Source organism: Kineococcus sp. NPDC059986 (assembly GCF_040702905.1).
Lineage (GTDB): Bacteria > Actinomycetota > Actinomycetes > Actinomycetales > Kineococcaceae > Kineococcus.
Genome location: NZ_JBFBND010000002.1, coordinates 178,493 through 196,061 on the forward strand (window position 1 = coordinate 178,493; position 17,569 = coordinate 196,061).

Annotated in this window: 16 protein-coding genes; 7 read left to right on the top strand and 9 right to left on the bottom strand. The window is 74.8% G+C overall.

Annotated features, from left to right (window positions below):
• Nucleotides 1-222 precede the first annotated feature (222 nt).
• Both AB0637_RS02890 and acs read right to left on the bottom strand, forming a co-directional pair.
• Complete coding sequence (locus tag AB0637_RS02890) at nt 223-1,224, bottom strand: endonuclease/exonuclease/phosphatase family protein (RefSeq protein WP_366169652.1); 1,002 nt, start codon at nt 1,222-1,224, stop codon at nt 223-225.
• A gap of 82 nt (nt 1,225-1,306) precedes the next feature.
• Nucleotides 1,307-3,271 carry an acetate--CoA ligase gene (gene acs, locus AB0637_RS02895; RefSeq protein ID WP_366169653.1) on the bottom strand — a complete coding sequence of 655 codons (1,965 nt, stop codon included), beginning with the start codon at nt 3,269-3,271 and terminating at the stop codon, nt 1,307-1,309.
• 178 nt (nt 3,272-3,449) lie between these two features.
• On the opposite strand from acs, the gene AB0637_RS02900 reads away from it, so the two are divergent.
• From AB0637_RS02900 to AB0637_RS02910, 3 genes are all read left to right on the top strand, one after another.
• Nucleotides 3,450-4,292, top strand: a complete 843-nt coding sequence (locus AB0637_RS02900; protein WP_366169654.1) for a DUF4394 domain-containing protein — start codon at nt 3,450-3,452, stop codon at nt 4,290-4,292.
• A gap of 86 nt (nt 4,293-4,378) precedes the next feature.
• Nucleotides 4,379-4,972 (top strand): sigma-70 family RNA polymerase sigma factor, encoded by a 594-nt coding sequence (locus AB0637_RS02905; protein ID WP_366169655.1) that lies wholly within the window; start codon nt 4,379-4,381, stop codon nt 4,970-4,972.
• Nucleotides 4,969-5,682, top strand: coding sequence for an anti-sigma factor (locus AB0637_RS02910; RefSeq protein ID WP_366169656.1), 714 nt, complete (start codon nt 4,969-4,971; stop codon nt 5,680-5,682). Before AB0637_RS02905 ends, AB0637_RS02910 begins: the two co-directional genes overlap by 4 nt.
• Nucleotides 5,683-5,807: 125 nt before the next feature.
• On the opposite strand, the gene AB0637_RS02915 is transcribed toward AB0637_RS02910, so the two are convergent.
• The 5 genes from AB0637_RS02915 to AB0637_RS02935 all read right to left on the bottom strand — a co-directional run bounded on the left by AB0637_RS02915 (nt 5,808) and on the right by AB0637_RS02935 (nt 10,741).
• Entirely contained in the window at nt 5,808-6,512 is a 705-nt protein-coding gene (locus AB0637_RS02915; protein ID WP_366169657.1) for a tellurium resistance protein, read from the bottom strand.
• Nucleotides 6,513-6,581: 69 nt separating this feature from the next.
• The gene (gene tsaD, locus AB0637_RS02920; protein ID WP_366169658.1) at nt 6,582-7,625 is read right to left on the bottom strand and encodes a tRNA (adenosine(37)-N6)-threonylcarbamoyltransferase complex transferase subunit TsaD; all 1,044 of its coding nucleotides are present in this window, start codon (nt 7,623-7,625) and stop codon (nt 6,582-6,584) included.
• Entirely contained in the window at nt 7,622-8,143 is a 522-nt protein-coding gene (gene def / locus AB0637_RS02925) for a peptide deformylase (RefSeq protein ID WP_366169754.1), read from the bottom strand. Before def ends, tsaD begins: the two co-directional genes overlap by 4 nt.
• Before the next feature lie 100 nt (nt 8,144-8,243).
• Nucleotides 8,244-9,905, bottom strand: coding sequence for a SpoIIE family protein phosphatase (locus AB0637_RS02930; protein ID WP_366169659.1), 1,662 nt, complete (start codon nt 9,903-9,905; stop codon nt 8,244-8,246).
• An 86-nt stretch (nt 9,906-9,991) separates the two neighbouring features.
• Nucleotides 9,992-10,741 carry a YceI family protein gene (locus AB0637_RS02935; protein ID WP_366169660.1) on the bottom strand — a complete coding sequence of 250 codons (750 nt, stop codon included), beginning with the start codon at nt 10,739-10,741 and terminating at the stop codon, nt 9,992-9,994.
• A 272-nt stretch (nt 10,742-11,013) separates the two neighbouring features.
• On the opposite strand from AB0637_RS02935, the gene AB0637_RS02940 reads away from it, so the two are divergent.
• Nucleotides 11,014-11,358: a hypothetical protein gene (locus tag AB0637_RS02940; RefSeq protein ID WP_366169661.1), complete on the top strand. Its 345-nt coding sequence runs from the start codon at nt 11,014-11,016 to the stop codon at nt 11,356-11,358.
• A gap of 31 nt (nt 11,359-11,389) precedes the next feature.
• Here the strand turns inward: AB0637_RS02940 and AB0637_RS02945 are convergent, their stop codons facing one another.
• Together AB0637_RS02945 and AB0637_RS02950 are read right to left on the bottom strand one after the other, a co-directional pair.
• Nucleotides 11,390-11,974 (bottom strand): HhH-GPD-type base excision DNA repair protein, encoded by a 585-nt coding sequence (locus AB0637_RS02945; RefSeq protein ID WP_366169662.1) that lies wholly within the window; start codon nt 11,972-11,974, stop codon nt 11,390-11,392.
• 14 nt (nt 11,975-11,988) lie between these two features.
• The gene (locus AB0637_RS02950) at nt 11,989-13,824 is read right to left on the bottom strand and encodes a VanW family protein (RefSeq protein WP_366169663.1); all 1,836 of its coding nucleotides are present in this window, start codon (nt 13,822-13,824) and stop codon (nt 11,989-11,991) included.
• A gap of 191 nt (nt 13,825-14,015) precedes the next feature.
• Between AB0637_RS02950 and AB0637_RS02955 the strand changes: the two genes are divergently transcribed.
• The 3 genes from AB0637_RS02955 to AB0637_RS02965 are packed head-to-tail and all read left to right on the top strand — an operon-like array spanning nt 14,016 to nt 17,520.
• Nucleotides 14,016-14,627, top strand: a complete 612-nt coding sequence (locus AB0637_RS02955) for a TetR/AcrR family transcriptional regulator (protein ID WP_366169664.1) — start codon at nt 14,016-14,018, stop codon at nt 14,625-14,627.
• A complete protein-coding gene (locus AB0637_RS02960; RefSeq protein WP_366169665.1) occupies nt 14,624-15,337 on the top strand; it encodes an ATP-binding cassette domain-containing protein in 714 nt (237 codons plus the stop codon). The genes AB0637_RS02955 and AB0637_RS02960 overlap by 4 nt, the downstream gene beginning before the upstream one ends.
• Nucleotides 15,334-17,520: a YhgE/Pip domain-containing protein gene (locus AB0637_RS02965; protein WP_366169666.1), complete on the top strand. Its 2,187-nt coding sequence runs from the start codon at nt 15,334-15,336 to the stop codon at nt 17,518-17,520. Before AB0637_RS02960 ends, AB0637_RS02965 begins: the two co-directional genes overlap by 4 nt.
• Nucleotides 17,521-17,569: the final 49 nt, after the last annotated feature.

Sequence of the window (17,569 nt, forward strand, 5' to 3'; positions counted from 1 at the left end):
GCCGGGGAGAACCCTAGGAGCACCGGCCGTGCGGTGCACCGCCAGGGTGAGCGCGCCGCCGTCGGCGGGGGGACCGACGGCGGCGCAGGGGTCGCTCTCGTACAGGGGGACGAGCGACGACCAGGACGACCCTACGGCTCTCAACCTTGTGGTGGAGCGGTTCGCACGAGAACGACGCGACCGCAGCGCGGATTCGCCCGTTCGGCCCAACGGGGGCACCTCTCAGGCGACCGGTCGCCACCGGGAGAGGAGGGCGCGGTGGTCGCTGCCGGGGATCGGCTCGACCCGCGATCCCACCACCCGCCAACGGTTCCCGTCGGCCAGGGCGTGGTCGATCGTGGCCCCCAGCAACGCGGAGTGGCCCGCGGGCCACGTGCCCCGCGCGCCGGTGCCCGTCTCCTCGCCCGCGTCGACGCACGAGCCCCTCAGGTGCAGGCCGGGGTGGTCCAGGGTCGCGTTGAGGTCACCCGCGAGCAGGGCGCCGGGGGTGCGGGCGCACCAGTCGGCGACGGCCTGCACCTCGGTGGCCCACGGTCCGAGCAGCTCGGGGACCGGTGCCGCGGTGTGGGCGGCGGCGAGGACCGGCCCGGTGCCCGTGACGGGTTCGGCGGTGACGACGGCCTTGACCCCGTCGGTCAGCTCGCCCGTCCCGCGGTACTCCCCCAGGCGGTCGGAGACGAGCAGCGCCGTCCCGAAGCGGCCGTCGCGGTCGTCGCGGAAGAAGATCTGCACCCCGGTGCCCGTCGCGGCCTCGATGCGGGCGGCCACGTCGTCGGCGTACTCCCGGGTCGACTCCGGCAGCGACACGACGTCGGCCCGGCCGTCGACGGCGATCCGGGCCACGCCCTCCCGGTCGGCGCGGGCGAGGAAGACGTTGGCGGCCAGCACGGTGACGTCCCCGGCGCGAACGGCGGGCAGCTCCCCGGCCGACAGGCCCCGGGCGGCGGTCGTCCCCAGCGATCCGGCCGCGGCCAGCGCGAGCGCCGTCGCGGCGGGCAGGGCGCGTCGCCACCGCAGCCCGACCAGACCGGTCAGCACCGCGACCCCCGCGAGGGCGGACCCGACGGGCACCCGGAACGGGACGGTCCACACGAAGGGGCGCTGCCCGGCCAGGCCGAACCAGTCCGGGGCCGCCACGACGGCCGCTCCCACGGCCACGACCCCCGTCACCGCGACGGTCCCGGCGAGCGCGGCGGTGCTGCGGGGGCGGTGGTCGCGGGGCACCCCTCCACCCTGCCGCACCCCCTCGCCCGGCGCGTCGGCCGGAGGAGGGGGTGCGGTGGAGGTGTCGAACCGGTCCTGCGCGTCAGTCCGCAGGCGTGGCGGTCATCCCCGCCGAGATGGCGTCCATGACCGAGGAGTCCGTCAGCGTCGTGACGTCGCCGGGCTTGCGGTGCTCGGCCACGTCGCGCAGCAGGCGGCGCATGATCTTGCCGGACCGCGTCTTCGGAAGCTCCGCGACGACCATGATCGACTTCGGCTTGGCGATGGGCCCGATCTCCTTGGCCACGTGGTTGCGCAGGTCCGCGACGGTGTCCGGGCCCTGCTCGTGCCCGCCGCGGAGGATGACGAACGCGACGACGGCCTGCCCGGTCGTCTCATCGGTGGCCCCGACGACGGCGGCCTCCGCGACGTCGGGGTGGGAGACGAGCGCGGACTCGATCTCGGCGGTGGACAGCCGGTGCCCGGAGACGTTCATGACGTCGTCGACGCGGCCGAGCAGCCAGATGTCGCCGTCCTCGTCGCGCTTGGCGCCGTCACCGGCGAAGTAGCGGCCGGGGAAGCGTGCCCAGTAGGTGTCCTTGAAGCGCTGCTCGTCGCCCCAGATGCCGCGCAGCATCGCCGGCCACGGTTCGGTGAGGACGAGGTACCCGGTCTGGCCGGGCCCCACGGGCTCGCCCGCGTCGTCGACGACCTCGGCCACGATCCCGGGCAGCGGGACCTGCGCCGACCCGGCCTTGAGCGCGGTGACCCCCGGCAGCGGGGCGATCATCTGCGCGCCCGTCTCGGTCTGCCACCAGGTGTCGGCGATGGGTGTGCGGTCGGAACCGATGACCCGGCGGTACCAGTTCCACGCCTCGGGGTTGATGTTCTCCCCGACGCTGCCCAGGACGCGCAGCGAGGACAGGTCGTGGCGGGCGGGGTACTCCTCGCCCCACTTCATGCAGGTGCGGATCGCGGTGGGGGCGGTGTAGAGGACCGTCACGCCGTACTTCTCGACGATGGACCACCAGCGGTCCTTGTCGGGGGTGTCCGGGGTTCCCTCGTAGACGACCTGCGTGAGGCCGTTGGCGAGGGGGCCGTAGACGATGTAGCTGTGCCCGGTGACCCAGCCGATGTCGGCGGTGCACCAGTACACGTCGCGCTCGGGCTTCACGTCGAACACGTTCTTCGTCGTGTACGCGGTCTGGACGAGGTACCCGCCGGAGGTGTGCAGGATGCCCTTGGGCTTGCCCGTCGTCCCGGAGGTGTAGAGCACGAACAGCGGGTTCTCGGCGTCGAACGCCTCCGCCTCGTGCTGCGGCGCAGCGGCTTCCAGCGCCTCGTGCCACCAGACGTCCCGGCCCTCGACCCAGTCGACGGCCTCGCCGTTGCGGCGGACGACGAGCACGTTCGTGACGCTCGGCGCCCCCTTGGCCAGGGCGGCGTCGACGGCGGGCTTCAACGTCGTGGGCTTGCCGCGGCGGTAGGACCCGTCGCACGTGATGACGAGCTTGGCCTCGGCGTCGTTGATGCGGGAGTTCAGGGCGTCGGCGGAGAAACCCCCGAACACCACCGAGTGCGCCGCACCGAGCCGGGCGCAGGCGAGCATCGCGACGATCGACTCGACGAGCATCGGCAGGTAGATCGCGACGCGGTCGCCGGCCTGCACCCCGAGGCCCTGCAGCGCGTTCGCGGCGCGCTGGACCTGCTCGTGCAGTTCGGCGTAGGTGACGGTGGCGGTGTCACCGGGTTCGCCCTCGAAGTGCAGCGCGACGCGGTCGCCGTTCCCGGCCGCCACGTGCCGGTCGACGCAGTTCACGGCGACGTTGAGCTTGCCGCCCACGAACCACTTCGCGAACGGTGCCCCCGACCAGTCCAGGACGTCGGTGAAGTCGGTGTCCCACGTGACGTTCTCGCGGGCCTGCTCGCCCCAGAAACCCAGCCGGTCGGCCGCGGCCCGGTCGTAGAGGTCGGCCTGCGCCACGGCCTGCGCGGCGAACTCGGGGCTCGGCGGCACGGGCCGTTGCGCGGTGGGCTGGGTCGTCGACGGGTCCTGCTGCGTGGTCACGGTCGTCCTCCTCGACAGCCTGCTCTCGCGGTACGCGACGAGGTTAGCCGTCGGTGGTTGCGGGCGCGTTGCGGGTCGCCCGCCGCAGGATCCGCGCCACGGTGAACGTGGGAGCCGCGGGGCGCGTACACACCCCCGACCCGGCACCCGCCGGGCACCGGAACCCTGGAGGAACCCCGTGCGACCTCGTACCGCGATCACCGCCGCCGCCACCGCCGCCGTCGTCGGCCTCGTCGGCCTGGGCTCCGCCACCGCCGCGTCCGCCGGCTCGGGCGGGTCCGGCCACGGGCGCGGTGACGCGCCCCGCGCCGTGGGCCTCGTCGACGGCACCCGCCTCGTGACGTTCTCCACCGCCACCGCCGGGTCCGTGAAGACGACGGGCGCCCTCAAGGGCCTGGCCGGCGACACCAAGCTCGTCGGCATCGACGCCCGCGTCCAGGACGGTCAGGTCTACGGCGTCGGCGACCGCGGCGGCGTGTACCGCCTCGACGTCCACGCCGCGCAGGCCACGAAGGTCCTGCAGCTGACCGTCGCGTTGCAGGGCACCGCGTTCGGCGTCGACTTCAACCCCGTCGCCAACGCGCTGCGCATCGTCTCCGACAGCGGCCAGAACCTGCGGCAGTCCTTCGCCCGCACCGACGCCGGCTACCCCGCCACCGTCGCCGACACGGCGCTGACGACGCCGCCGGCAGCCGGCACCACGACCGGCGTCACGGCCGCGGCCTACACGAACAACGACACCGACCCGGCCACGGCGACGACGCTGTTCGTCGTCGGCACGAAGGACGACGTCGTCGCGGTGCAGTCCCCGGCGAACTCGGGCACGCTCGCCCCCACCGGCAAGCTCGGCGTCGACGTCTCCGGCAGCGTCGGCTTCGACATCACCGGCACCACCGGGTACCTCGCGGTCCCCGGCGCCAAGGGCTCGAAGCTGTACCGGGTCTCGCTCCTCACGGGGGCGGCGACGCCGATCGGGACGCTCGACGCCAAGGTCACCGACCTGGCGCTGCGCCTGTCCTGACCCGGAGGAACGCCGGGTCCGGCGGGCTGAGGGGGTCTGCCGGACCCGGCCCCGGGTGAGGTGGGCAGCAGGACGGACGGAGGAGCATGGGACGGCGCCAAGGACGGCGCGGAGGCTCGGCGGTACAGGACGCGACACCGCAGGCGACCCCGCGCGACGGGTTGCGGGACGAGGCCGACGTCGCGCGCGCCTACGCCGCGCACGGGGCGGAGCTCTACCGGTTCGCGCTGCGCGGGCTGGGTGACGCCACGGCCGCGCAGGACGTCGTGCAGGAGACGTTCCTGCGGGCCTGGCGGGCGGCCGACCGCTACGACCCGGCGCTCGCGAGCCTGCGGGTCTGGCTCTTCGCGATCGCCCGCAACACCCTGCTCGACCACGTGCGGGCGGCGGGGGCGCGACCCTGGCAGGGTGCCCTCGTGGCGGACGTCACCGACGTGACCCCGGGGGCCGTCGGCGGGGACCCCGGCGAGGAGGTCCTGCGCGGCTGGGTCGTCGAGGAGGCGTTGCGGCGGCTGTCCCCGGAGCACCGGACGGCGGTCGTCGAGACGTACTTGCGGGACCGCGCGCCGGCCGAGGTCGCCGCGGAGCTGGGGGTGCCGGTGGGGACGGTCCGCAGCCGGGTCTTCTACGGGCTCAAGGCGTTGCGGGTGGCGATGGACGAGATGGGGGTGGAACCGTGAGCGATCCCGACCGGGAGCACCGTGAGCTGCGGGAGCTCCTCGGCCTGCACGCCCTCGGGCTGACGTCCCCGGCCGACGCCGCGCGCGTCCAGGCCCACCTCGACGGCTGCCCCTCCTGCCGCGCCGAGCTCGCCGAGCTCGCCCCGCTGCGCGAGGACCTGCAGCTCGTCGACCTCGACCGGATGCCGGGGCGGAGCGCCCCGCCGCGCGACCTCGGCGAGCGCGTCGTGGCCGCCGTGCGCGAGGAGTCCGTGCTGCGCGACCGGCGCGAACGCCGTGCCGCCCGGTCCCGCCGGGTGCGCATCCTCCTCGTCCCGGCTGCGGCCGCCGTCGTCGCGGCCGCGGTGGCGACGGGCGTCACGTGGCAGGTCGCGGGCCGGGAGCCGGCTCCGGTGGTCGCCGTGGAGCGGCTGCCGGTGACGGTCGTCGCGGGTGGGGTGCGCGCGGACGCCCCCGCGGTCGTCGTCCCGCACACGTGGGGCGTCGAGGTGACCTTCGAGGCGTCCGGGTTCGCCGCGGGCCGGACCTACCGGGCCGTCGTCCTCACGGCCGACGGCGCGACCCGGCCCGCCGGGGAGTTCCTCGGGGTGGGCGCGAAGGCGCTGACGTGCGACATGCAGGCCGCCGTCCTGCGCTCGGACGCCACGGGGTTCGAGGTGCTCGACGAGGCCGGAGCGACCGTCCTGACCCTCCCGCTCCCCCGCGCCTGAACCGTCCCGCGCAGCCGCCCGGGGGACGAATCGTTGGCACCTCGCTTCCGGTGAACGGGAGCCAGGTGCCAACGATCCAAAACCCCGCGGCCGTTGGGACCGGCGAGCGGGGAGGAGTCAGGGCGTCACTTGCGCCCGGTCCGCCACTTCATGCCCCATCCGAAGGCCTCGTCGAGGGCCTGCTGGCCGCCCTGCACGTACCGCACCTCGCGCTGGACGGACACCTCGCGGCCGTCGGAGGTGATCTGGGCGATCGCGCACATGGGCGAGCGGTCGTCGTGCTCGTCGAGGCGCACCTCGATCTCCGGACCCGAGGCGGGGTGCAGCGTCACGAGGCCGTCGGCGGCGGCCCAGTTCGGCACGCCCTCGTAGATGAAGGCGAAGACGAGGATCCGCTTGATGCGGGCCGCCTGGCCGAGGTCGACGAAGAGGTTCTCCCCGCCGCCACCGGTCCGGTCGTCGCCGTCGAGCCACACGATCGGGTCGCCGGCGCCGCGGTCGCGGAAGGCGTTGCCGAGGGCCTGCACGACACCCTTGGACCCGTCGGTGAACTCGTACAGCGCGCCGATGTCGAGGTCGATCCCCGACTGCGGGGCCGCGGCGGCCTTGAGCTTGGAGAAGAACCCGCCACCCGAGGCGGGGGCGGCGGCGGCCGGACGCGCGTTCCAGGCCAGGTGCACGCGCAGCGTCCCGCCGGTCGCGCCGGACTTCGACAGCGACACCTTCGGTGCGGACTTGGTCAGCGTCACCTTCGAGAGCGAGACGCCCCCACCTCCACCGCCCGCGGGCGGTTCGGGGGTGTTCGCGTTCTTCGAGTAGTCGATGGCCACGGGTCCGACGCCTTTCGTCCGGGAGCAGTCTCTCGACCGCCCAACGAACGACCTGTGAGGAGAGTGCCGTCAGGTCCAGGGACCGGCGAGCAGCGCCCCCGTCAGCGGCGCGGACGGGTCCGCCCCGAGGTCCAGCCCGGACGCGGGCGCGCCCGCGCGGACGAGCAGGTCCCCGACGGCCGCGATCATCGCGCCGTTGTCCGTGCACAGCCGGATGGGCGGCACCCGCAGCTCGACACCGGCTGCGGCGCAGCGCTCCTCGGCCAGTGACCGGACGCGGGAGTTCGCGGCCACCCCGCCGACGAGCAGCAGCGTGCCCACCCGGTGCTCACGGCAGGCGGCGAGCGCCTTGCGGGTCAGGACGTCCGCGACGGCCTCCTGGAAGCTCGCGGCGACGTCGGCCACGGGCACCTCCCCACCGGCGTCGACGCGGGCCTCGACCCAGCGCGCGACGGCCGTCTTGACCCCCGAGAAGGAGAACCCGTAGGGGGGGTCGGAGGGCCGGGACAGCGCGCGGGGGAAGGCGATGGCGTGCGGGTCACCGTCACGCGCGACGCGGTCCACGATCGGGCCGCCCGGGTAGCCGAGCCCGAGGACGCGGGCGATCTTGTCGAAGGCCTCCCCGGCGGCGTCGTCGACCGTGTCGCCGAGGTGGACGATCGGGTCGCGGCCGAGGTCGCCGAGCAGCAGCAGCGACGTGTGGCCGCCGCTGACGACGAGGGCGACGCACCGCGACGGCAGCGGGCCGTGCTCCAGCACGTCGACGGCCGCGTGGCCGGCGAGGTGGTGCACGCCGTAGAGCGGCTTGTCGAGGGCGAACGCGAGCGCCTTGGCGGAGGCGAGGCCGACCTGCACGGCCGTCGACAGGCCCGGTCCGGCCGTGACGGCGACCGCGTCGACGTCGGACAGCTGCAACGACGCCTTCTCCAGCGCCTCGTGCAGGACGGGGACGATGGCCTCGAGGTGGGCGCGCGCCGCGACCTCGGGCACGACACCGCCGAAGCGGGCGTGGGCGTCCATGCTCGAGGCGAGCGCGTCGCCGAGCAGGACGCCCTCGCTGACGAGGCCGACCCCGGTCTCGTCGCAGCTGGACTCGACGCCGAGGACGATCACGCCGGCGCCCGCAGTCCCGCGGCCTCGAGGATCTCCGCGCGCTCCTCGGCCGGGAGGCGGTCGACGTAGACAACGCCGTCGAGGTGGTCGCTCTCGTGCTGCAGGCAGCGGGCCAGCAGCCCGGTGCCGACGATCCGGACGGGGTCGCCGTGGACGTCGACGCCGCGGACCTCGGCGGTGTCGGGGCGGGCCAGGTCGGCGTACTCCCCCGGCACCGACAGGCAGCCCTCGCCGTCGAGGTCGAGGCGGCGCTTGCGGCCCGTCGGCAGGTGCAGCACGGGGTTCACGACGTGGGCGACGACGTTCTCGCCCGTGCTCTCGGTCTCGGCGTCGGGGCAGTCGACGACGAAGACGCGGGCGTCGACGCCGATCTGGTTGGCGGCCAGCCCGACCCCGTCGGCGGCGTCCATCGAGGCGAACATGTCCGCCACGAGCTGGACGAGGTCGTCGTCGAACGTCGTCACCGGGGTGCACGGGCGGTGCAGCACCGGCGTGAAGTACCGGGTGATGGGGTGCACGACGCCCGTGCGGCCCTCGAAGACGACGGGTTCGCGGTCCGCCGGTTCGGCGGGGGTCGACGCGGGGTCTTCAGGGGAGCTCACGACACGTGATCGTAGGTCAGGGCTGCGCGTGGAAGCGGACCGCGAGCAGCGCGACGTCGTCGCCGCCCGCGTCGGCGCCCGTGGCGGACAGCTCGGCGAGCAGGCCGTCGAGGGCGGTGGGCAGGTCCGGTCCGGCCAGCCCGGAGGCCTTGCTGCGCAACCACTCGATGCCCGCGTCGAGGTCCTCGGCGCGGCGTTCGACGAGACCGTCGGTGTAGAGCAGGAGCGTGGCCCCGAGGGGGACGTCGACGACGTGGTCGGTGCGGTGGCCGCCCCCGACGCCGAGGAGGAGGTCGGGGTCGGCGTCCAGGACGCGGGCGGTGCCGTCGTCGAGCACGAGGACGGGGGGCGGGTGACCGGCGTTGGCCCACCGCACGGTCCGCACGCCGGCAGCGCGGGCGTCGGCGTCCTGCTCGACGCGGGCCACGAGGCAGCTGGCGAGGATCGCGTCGGTCCGGAAGGAGTCGACGACGGCCTCGAGCCGGTCCAGGAGCAGGGCCGGCGGGTCGTCGCGGTCGACCGCCAGGGCGCGCAGGGCGATCCGCAGTTGGCCCATCTCGGCGGCCGCGGTGATGTCGTGCCCGGCGACGTCGCCGATGACGAGCAGCGTCGTGCCGTCGGGCAGCAGCACGCCGTCGTACCAGTCGCCGCCGACCTGCTCCTCGGTGTGGGCCGGGACGTACCGGGCGACGAGTTCGAGACCGCCGGCCTGGGGCAGGTCCGTCGTCAGCATGGAGTTCTGCAGCGTCCGGGCGGTGGCGGTCCGCTCGGCCAGGAGCAGCGCGCGCTGCAGCGCCTGCGTCGTGTAGGAGGCGAGGGCGATGAGCATGGCGCGCTGGCTCTCGGGCAGGTCGACGTCCTCGCGCCAGACGACGGTGAGCAGCCCCACGGACCGGCCCCCCGCCAGCAGCGGCACGGTGGCGACGAAGCGCGCCTGCGAGACGTCCCACCGCTGGGCCAGTTCGGGGAACCGCGTCCGCAGGCTCGTCTCGTCGTCGAAGCGCGGCTGCCCGTCGCGCAGGGCGAGCAGCCCGGGCCCCACACCGTCCAGCGGGAGGTCCTGCCAGTACTCCTGCGCCCCCGGCGCGTAGCGGCCGGTGAAGGGGGTGCGCAGCAGGCGGCGCTCGTGGTCGACGATCGACAGGGCGGCGTAGGCGGCGGCGAACCCGTCCCGCGCGGCCTCGGCCACGACGGCGGCGACGTCGGAGACCGTGCGAGTCGTGGTGAGCGCCTCGGACAGCCGCAGCAGCCGGGTCGTGTGCTCCAGGGACCGTTGCAGCGACTGCAGGAGGGCGTCGCGTTCGATCCCCAGCGCCCGCTCGGCGGTGACGTCGCGGAAGGAGCACAGGACGGTGCGCCGGTCGTCCGTGCCGTCGACGCGCTGGGCCCGGACGGCGATCCAGCGGTCGGTGCCGGGGACGGGGCCGGTCCAGGTGACGAGCCCGCCCTCGGCCCGCGTCCGGCGCAGTTCGGCGTGGAAGTCGCTGCCGACCGCCGCGGGGAACACGTCGGACAGCAGCAGGCCGACCATCTCCGAGGGGGTCAGGCCGTAGATCGCGGCGCCGACGGCGTTGACGTGCTCGACGCGCCACTGCTGCGCGTCGAGCACGATGGTTCCCTCGGAGACCTCTTGCCACGCACGCAGGAGCAGCGGGTCCACCGCTCCCGCGGACGACATGCCTGCAGGTTAGGGACCAGCAGGCCTGTCCCGCAGGCGATCCGGCGGATCCGCCGGTTCGCCCGGGACACTTCCGCGGACCGGGGTCAGGCGGGGACGGCGGGCACCGAGAACTCGATCGTCCCCGCGTCCTGGACGGAGACGAACCCGAGGTTCGGCGCCTGGACCCCGTAGTCGGACCACGTCACCGGCAGCGAGCCCGTCACGGTGACGGCCTTCTGCGCGGTCCGTTCGACGGTGGCGGGGAGGGTGACGTCGCGCGTCGTGCCCTTGAGGGTCATGGTCCCCGTCAGCTGCACCGCGATGGTCGAGCCGACGTCGAGGCCGCCGAGCGGGACGGGGGACGTGAGGGCGAAGTCGGCGGTCGGGAAGCGGTCGACGTCCATGATGTCGCTGCCGCGGAACTGCCCGTCGCGGGCGCTGGAGTCCGTCTCGACGCTCGCGAGGTCGACGGCGACCGTCCCCGCGGTGAGCTGCCCACCGTCGACGGTGAGCGATCCGGTGACCTTGCTCGTGCGGCCGGTGACGGTGACGTCCTGCCCGTTGAGGACCTCCGCGACGCGGTAGCCCGCGGTGCCGCCGGTCGCGACCGCCCACGACCCGTCGAGCGTGGCGTCGGTGGAGGCCGCCGTGGCGGTCGCGCTCGGCGTCGCGCCCGCGCTGACGAGGGGCGCCGCGGCCTTGCCGCCCTCGACCTCCGCGTAGATCCGCGGTCCGACGACGGCGGCGAGGACGAGGAGGACGACGAGGACCGCCAGCCCGATCCACAGCCGGCGGCGGCGCGGACGCGAGCCGCTCGCGGGCGGCGGACGGTCGGTCGTGCGGGTGCTGCTCATCGGGGACCCCTCGGGCCGGGGACACCGCCGGTCGCGGCGTCCGTGTCACAGGACACACGGGGCGAGGGGACGCGGGGTTCACCAGGCCCTGCTCGGTTCACCCGGACGCCGACGACGGCCGCGTGACGGGCGGGTGGACTCCCGGTGGACGGGGAGTGTCGTGGTCCACCTCTCAACTACGACGATGCGTCGTTGCAATCGTTGCGGCGCAGACCGTGCGGACCCCCAGCACGTGGTGCTGAGCACCCTCTGGGAGGGCCTACCCTCGACGCGTGCCGTTCCAGCGACTTGAGCGATTGCGCCTCATGAGCGACTACCTGGCCCCGACGCCCGTGTGGGCGCCGGCCGATCTCGGGGGCTTCGTCCTCAGCCCCGCACACCTGGACCACCTGGGCCTGGACGAGCACCTGCGCACGGGTCTGCTGTCCTGGCAGGCCTACTTCGACGAGCACCACCCCGTCGACCTGTGCGGCTGGGACTCCCCCTCCTCCTGCACGCGGTACGCGAGCGAGGGGTTCCGGCTGCAGTCCGAGCTGAACGACGCGCTGCCCGGGGTGCACTTCGACCTCGACCTGTGGCCCGTGCGCGCCGTCGACCTGGACGTCCTGGCCCTCTGAGGGCCGCTCTGAGGGCCCCGCCCAGCACCGGTCAGGACCCCTTGGCCGCCTTCGCGGCCCGCTTGGCCTCCTGCTTCGTCGCGCGCACCTTCTGCAGCGACTCGGCGTCGACGATGTCCGCGACCGAGCGGTAGGACCCCTCCTCGCCGTAGTCGCCGGCGGCCCCGCGCCAGCCCTGCGGCTGCACCTCGTAGCGCTTGCCGAGCAGCGCGACGAAGATCTTGGCCTTCTGCGCACCGAACCCGGGCAGCGCGGACAGCCGTGTGAACAGCTCGCGACCGTCGGCGACGCCCGTCCACAGGTCCTCGGTGCGCCCGTCGTAGGTGTCGACGAGCGCCTGGGCGAGGGCCTGGGCCCGCTTGGCCATCGACCCCGGGTAGCGGTGCAGCGCCGGCGGTCCCTTGAACCACGCCTCGACGGTCCCGGGGTCGGCCGCGGCGAGGTCGTGCGCCGACAGCGTCGAGGCCCCCATCCGCTCGGCCAGCAGCTTCGGCGCCGAGAACGCCCACTCCATCGGCACCTGCTGGTCCAGCAGCATGCCGAGCAGCAGGGCCAGCGGGTCCCGCGAGAGCAGGTCGTCGGCGGCGTCGTCCTGGGTCAGGTGAACCGTGGGCACGGCACGATCGTGCCCTACGACGGGGGCTGCTGCGCCGGGGTCTGGACAGGAGCCGTGGGCGCGGGGGTGCTGGGCCGCACGGTCGCGGGGTCGGGTCCGCAGACGACCCGGTTCTCGGGGTTGTAGACCGTCGTCCACGTCTCGCGCTGCGGCGCACCGCCCCCGACGGGCGTCATGACCCGCGTGACGTCGACGGTGAAGCCCGTGGCCGTGGCGGAACTGGCCTTGCACCCGCTGGAGGTGTCGTAGATCGTCCGCGGCGGCCTGACGTTGCGCCGCGCGGACTTCTCGGCCGTGACGTCCATGAACTTCGTCCCGTACATCGAGACGACGACCTGGTTGCCGACGATCCCGGCCTGGACGTACACGCCGTGGCCGGAGTCGTTGCGGAAGCGGTTGTCGATGCTGCGCCAGTCGATCGTGGCCTCCCGACCCTCGGGGTAGCGGGAGATGTAGAACGAGTGCGGTTTGTGCTCGATCTCGTCCAGACCGGCGAAGAACACGGCGTTGAAGAGCGTCGTCGACAGCTGCGAGACCCCGCCGCCGTAGTCGTCGACGAGCCGTCCCCCCGAGATCACGGGGGCGCGGTTGAACCCGCGCTCGGGGGTGCGCTCGCCGACGGTGTCGTTGAGGGAGAACTCCTGGCCCGGCTGCAGCAGCGTGCCGTCGACGTGGGAGGCGGCGATGCGGATGTTCTCCGTCCGACCCTTGTTGGCCGTCAGGGTCGTGGCGAAGGTCGAGATCCGTTCGACGATCCCCAGCTGCTGCAACGCCTCCGTGGTCACCGCGGGCTGGGACTGGGTGAGCTCGACCTCGGCGCGCCGGGTCGGCTGGGCACCGGTGAGCGCCCCGGTCACGGCCTTCGCGAGGTCCTCGGGCGGAGCGGCCCGGCCGGCCACGGCGGGCACGACCTGGGGCCGGTCGCCGACGACCTCGATGCGGGCGTCCTGCGGGGCGGTCTCGAACTGCGGGTCCGCGGCCACGAGCGCCGCCTGCAGCCCGGCCCCGTCGGCGACGAGGACGGCCTTGCCGTCGACGGGCCGGACGGCGAGCGAGCGGGCGAAGGCGGCGGGCGGCAACGTCGCCTCGCGACCGCCACCGGCCACGACGAGGTCCCCGGCCACCGCCGGACGGGCGACGTCGTCGACGGCGGCCTGGATGCCGGCGGCGTCGACGGCGGGCTCGGCGGCGGCGGCCCGCAGCGTCACGGGGCCACCCCCGAGCCAACCGGCCGTGACCGCGCCGACGGCGGCGTCGAGGTCGAGGCTGCGGCCCGCCGCGGGGGCGGTGACGGCGGGTTCGACGGAGCCGTCGTCGCGCACGTCGAACGTCACGGCGCCCTCGACGGGCGCGACGCCCACCGAGTCCGCGAGCGGCTGCAGGGCGGAGCGCACCGCGCCGGTGTCGACGTCGACCTCGGGGGTCACGGCACGACCCCCGGTGAGGTGGTGCCACAGGTCGGCCGGCGCCCAGGCGGGGCCGGTGAGGCGCTGCGCGGTGCCGGCGACGTCGACGCGCAGACCCGCGTCCTGCGGGACGAGCTCCCCGGTCGCCGAGGCGCCGGCGCCGGTGACCTGCAGGCCCAGGGGTGTCGTCTGCCGCTGCTGGGCACGTTCGCCGAGGGTGCGTTCGACGCCCGCGCGGTCCTGGCCGCCGACGTCGGTCCCGAGCACGGTGGTCCCCCGCGGCGCCTGTCCGCCGAGGGCGAGGGCCGCGGCGCAGTAGCCGCCCGCGACGACGACGACGCCGACCCCGACCCACGTGGTCGGTCGCCGCGTCCAGGGCCGTCGTGGCCGGCCCGCGTTCGGCCGTCCGGTCTCCTGCTGGGCCGGTTGGTCGCTGTTCGGCACTGCGTCGTTCCCCCGCTCGATCCCCCGTGCGCGGATCACGGGACGTGTCCGCGCGCGCACAGCCTAGGAGTTCCGGGGCTCCGGTCGGGCCCGTCGCGGGACCTGGTCGGGCACGACTGGATCACGATGCAGTCCGCATTCGATACAGGGTGCACTTGATGCACTCCGTATCGACGTCCTACTCTGGTCGCGTGACCACCACGACCGACGCGCGCACCACGCGGCGCCGCGCCGAGACCAGGGCCCGCCTGCTGGCCGCCGCCCTCGAGGTCCTCGGCGAGCAGGGACTGGCCCGCAGCAGCGTCGAGAACGTCTGCGAGCGGGCCGGCTACACGCGCGGCGCCTTCTACTCCAACTTCGCGACGATGGACGACGTCGTCGCCGCCCTCTACACCGACCAGGCCGGCGCCCTCGTCGAGCGCGTCGAGGAACGGCTCGCGGGCGGCCTGCCCGGCACCGACCTCGACCAGCTCGTCGCGCACGTCCTGGAGGTCCTGCCGGTGGACCGGCAGTGGCACGCCGTCCGCACCGAGTTCACCGCCCAGGCCCTGCGCAACACCGAGGCCGCCGCGACGCTGACGCAGCAGCGGTCCGAACTGCGCGCCCGCCTCGCCCCCGTCCTCGTCGAGGCCCTGCAGCGCATCGGCCGCCGCCCGACCGTCCCGGCCGACGACCTCGTCCGCGCCCTCGTCACGGCGCACGAGGGCCTCGTCGCCGCCCACCTGCTGGGCGAACCCGCCGGGATCGGCCCGCGGCTGCTGGCCGTCGCGCTGCAGACGTTCACCGAGGAGGTGCCGGCGTGAGCGACCCCACCGGAACCCCCGTCGTGCAGGCGCAGGGCCTCACCCTCGAGGCCGGTGGCCGCACCGTGTTCTCGGGCGTCGACCTCGACGTCCCCGCCGGCACGACCCTCGTCGTCCGCGGCCAGGCCTCGGCCGGCAAGACGTCCCTGCTGCTGACGCTGGCCGGGCGCATGAGACCCACGAGCGGCTCCCTCACCGTCCTCGGCGAACCCCTGCCGGAGAAGGCGGCCAAGGTCCGCCGCCGCGTCGCGCTCGCCGAGGTCCGCGGCGTCAACGAGCTCGAGGACGCCCTCACCGTCGAGCAGCACATCGCCGAACGCCTCGTCCTGCACCGGCCCTGGCACCGGCCGTGGGTCTCCGGCGACCAGGTCGCCCAGCAGCTCGAACGGGTGCAGGACGTCCTGGACCGCACCGCCCGCCACGGGGTGCAGGCCCCGCCCCTGCGGCCGCGGGAGTTCGTCAGCGACCTGCAACCCCTCGAACGCATGACGCTCGGCGTCGTGCTCGCCCTCATCGGCCGCCCCGACGTGCTCGTCGTCGACGACGTGGACTCGTTGCGCCGCAGCGAGGACCGTCGGCGGGCCTGGTCCTCCCTGACCGCGCTGCAGGAGACGGGCCTCACCGTCCTCGCCAGCTGCTCCGACTCCTCCGACATCCCGTGGCACGCCGCCGACGGCCGCACCCTCCTCGACCTCCAGGACGAACAGTGAAACTGCCGCGTTTCTCCCTCCCCGGCCTGGAACTCGCGCGGTTCCGGCGGGCCACCATCACCAAGCTCGCGATCCTGGCCGTCGTCATCGTGCCGCTCATCTACGGCGGGCTGTACCTGTGGTCGAACACCGACCCGGTGAGCCGGCTCTCGAACCTGCAGGCCGTCGTCGTGAACTCCGACGTCCCCGCGACCGTCACGGGTGTCGACGGTTCCCCGCGGACGGTGGACGCCGGCAAGGAACTCGTCGCCGAGCTCACCGGCCCCGACGCCGCCGCCGGTTTCCACTGGCGCACCGCCACCGAGGCCCAGGCCGCGGACGGTCTGCGCGACGGCGACTACGCCGCCGTCCTGCGCATCCCGTCCGGGTTCTCCGCCGCCCTGGCCTCCACCGGCGGGGCGGACCCCCAGCAGGCCAAGCTGTCCGTGACGACCGACGACGCCGAGAACTACATCCTCGGCCAGGTGACGAACACCATCGCCACGACCATCCGCACCAAGGTCGCCACCGGAGCCACGACGAACTACCTCGAGAACGTCTACGTCGCGTTCTCCTCGATCCACGACTCCCTCGGCAAGGCCGCCGACGGCGCCGGGCAGCTCGCCGACGGCGCCCGCAAGGCCGACGAGGGCGCGGGATCGCTCGTCGTCGGCCTCGGCCAGCTCGACCAGGGCGCCGCCCAGCTCGTCGACGGCACCGGCCAGCTGCGGTCGGGGTCGGCCCAGCTCGCCACCGGCACCGCGAAGGTCGCGACCGGCGCCGACGGGGCCGCCAGCGGCGCCGGGCAGCTCGCCACGGGCCTGGACCAGCTGCGCACGGCGACGAAGGACCTGCCCGCCCAGACGGCGCAGCTCTCCGCCGGCGCCTCCCAGGTCGCGACCGGCGCCGGTCAGGTCGCCGACGGGGCCGATGCCGTCGCCGGTGCCGCCAACCGCGTCCTGCCCGCCCTGGAGCAGGCCGGGAAGCTGTCCCCCCTCGTCGACCAGCTGCTGGCCCAGGCCCGGCAGCTGTCCGCCGCCAACCCCGACGACGCGAACCTCGCCGCGACGGTCCGCAGCCTCGAACAGGCCCAGCAGGCGCTCGCGGACGGCTCCATGGCCGGGGTGGGCCAGCAGGTCCAGCAGCAGGTCGGCGCCCTCGCGACCGGAGCCCGCCAGCTGTCCACCGGCGCCTCCGCCGTCTCCACCGGGGCGGGCAAGCTCGCCGCCGCGGCGCCCGCGCTGCAGCAGGGCGTCGCGAAGGCCGCCGACGGGGCCGACGCCCTCGCCACCGGCACCCGCCAGCTCGCCACCGGCGCGCACAGCGCCGCTGACGGGGCCTCCGCGCTCTCGACCGGCGCCGCCCGCGTCGACGACGGCGCCACCGCGCTGCTCAACGGGACCGGCAAGGCCAAGGACGGGGCGAGCCAGCTCGCCGGCGGCACCCAGCAGCTCGCCGACGGCGCGGGCTCCCTGCAGAGCCAGCTCGCGCAGGGTCAGGGCAAGGTGCCCGTCTACACCGGCGACGCGGCCACCGACCGTGCGGGCGTCGTCGCGGCCCCCGTCACCGCCGACCGGGTCAAGGACCACGCGGTCTCCCGGTACAGCGACGGCCTCGCCCCGCTGTTCGTGCCGGTCGCGCTGTGGGTCGGCGGGATGGTGACCTACATGGTGCTGCGCGCCGTCTCCCCGCGGGCGCTCGCCTCGACGGCGTCGTCCTACCGGGCCGCCGTCGCCGGCTGGGTCCCCGGGGCCCTGCTCGGCGTCGCCCAGGCCGTCGTCCTGTGGCTCGTGCTGCTGCTCGCCGTCGGGATCGCTTCGCCGAACCCCGTCGCGACCGTGGCGTTCGCGGCGCTCATCGCGGTGGTGTTCACCGCGATCCACCAGTGCCTCAACGCCCTGCTCGGCGGGGTGGGCCGCCTCGTGGCCCTCGTCCTGCTCGTGCTGCAGCTGACGTCGGCCGGCGGGACCTACCCCGTGGGCACGTCGCCGTCGTTCTTCGAGACGCTGCACCCGCTCCTGCCGATGTCCTACGCGGCGGACGGCCTGCGCCACCTCATCACGGGCGCCGCCGCCGGCCCCGTCCTCCTCGACGCGGGTGTGCTCGCCGCCTTCGGGGTGCTGGCGATGGCCGTCACGGTGCTCGCCTGCCACCGCCGCCGCACCTGGACCGTCGGCAAGCTCCACCCCTCCCTCACCCTCTGACACCCGCCCCCACCCCACCCCGACCCCGCGCGGAAAACACTCTTTCCGC

What these genes read in the sequence shown, in the direction of transcription:
- AB0637_RS02905 (WP_366169655.1), top strand. Translation starts at nt 4,379, where the DNA reads ATGGGACGGCGCCAAGGACGGCGCGGAGGCTCGGCGGTACAGGACGCG.
- AB0637_RS02930 (WP_366169659.1), bottom strand. Translation starts at nt 9,905, where the DNA reads ATGTCGTCCGCGGGAGCGGTGGACCCGCTGCTCCTGCGTGCGTGGCAA.
- AB0637_RS02935 (WP_366169660.1), bottom strand. Translation starts at nt 10,741, where the DNA reads ATGAGCAGCACCCGCACGACCGACCGTCCGCCGCCCGCGAGCGGCTCG.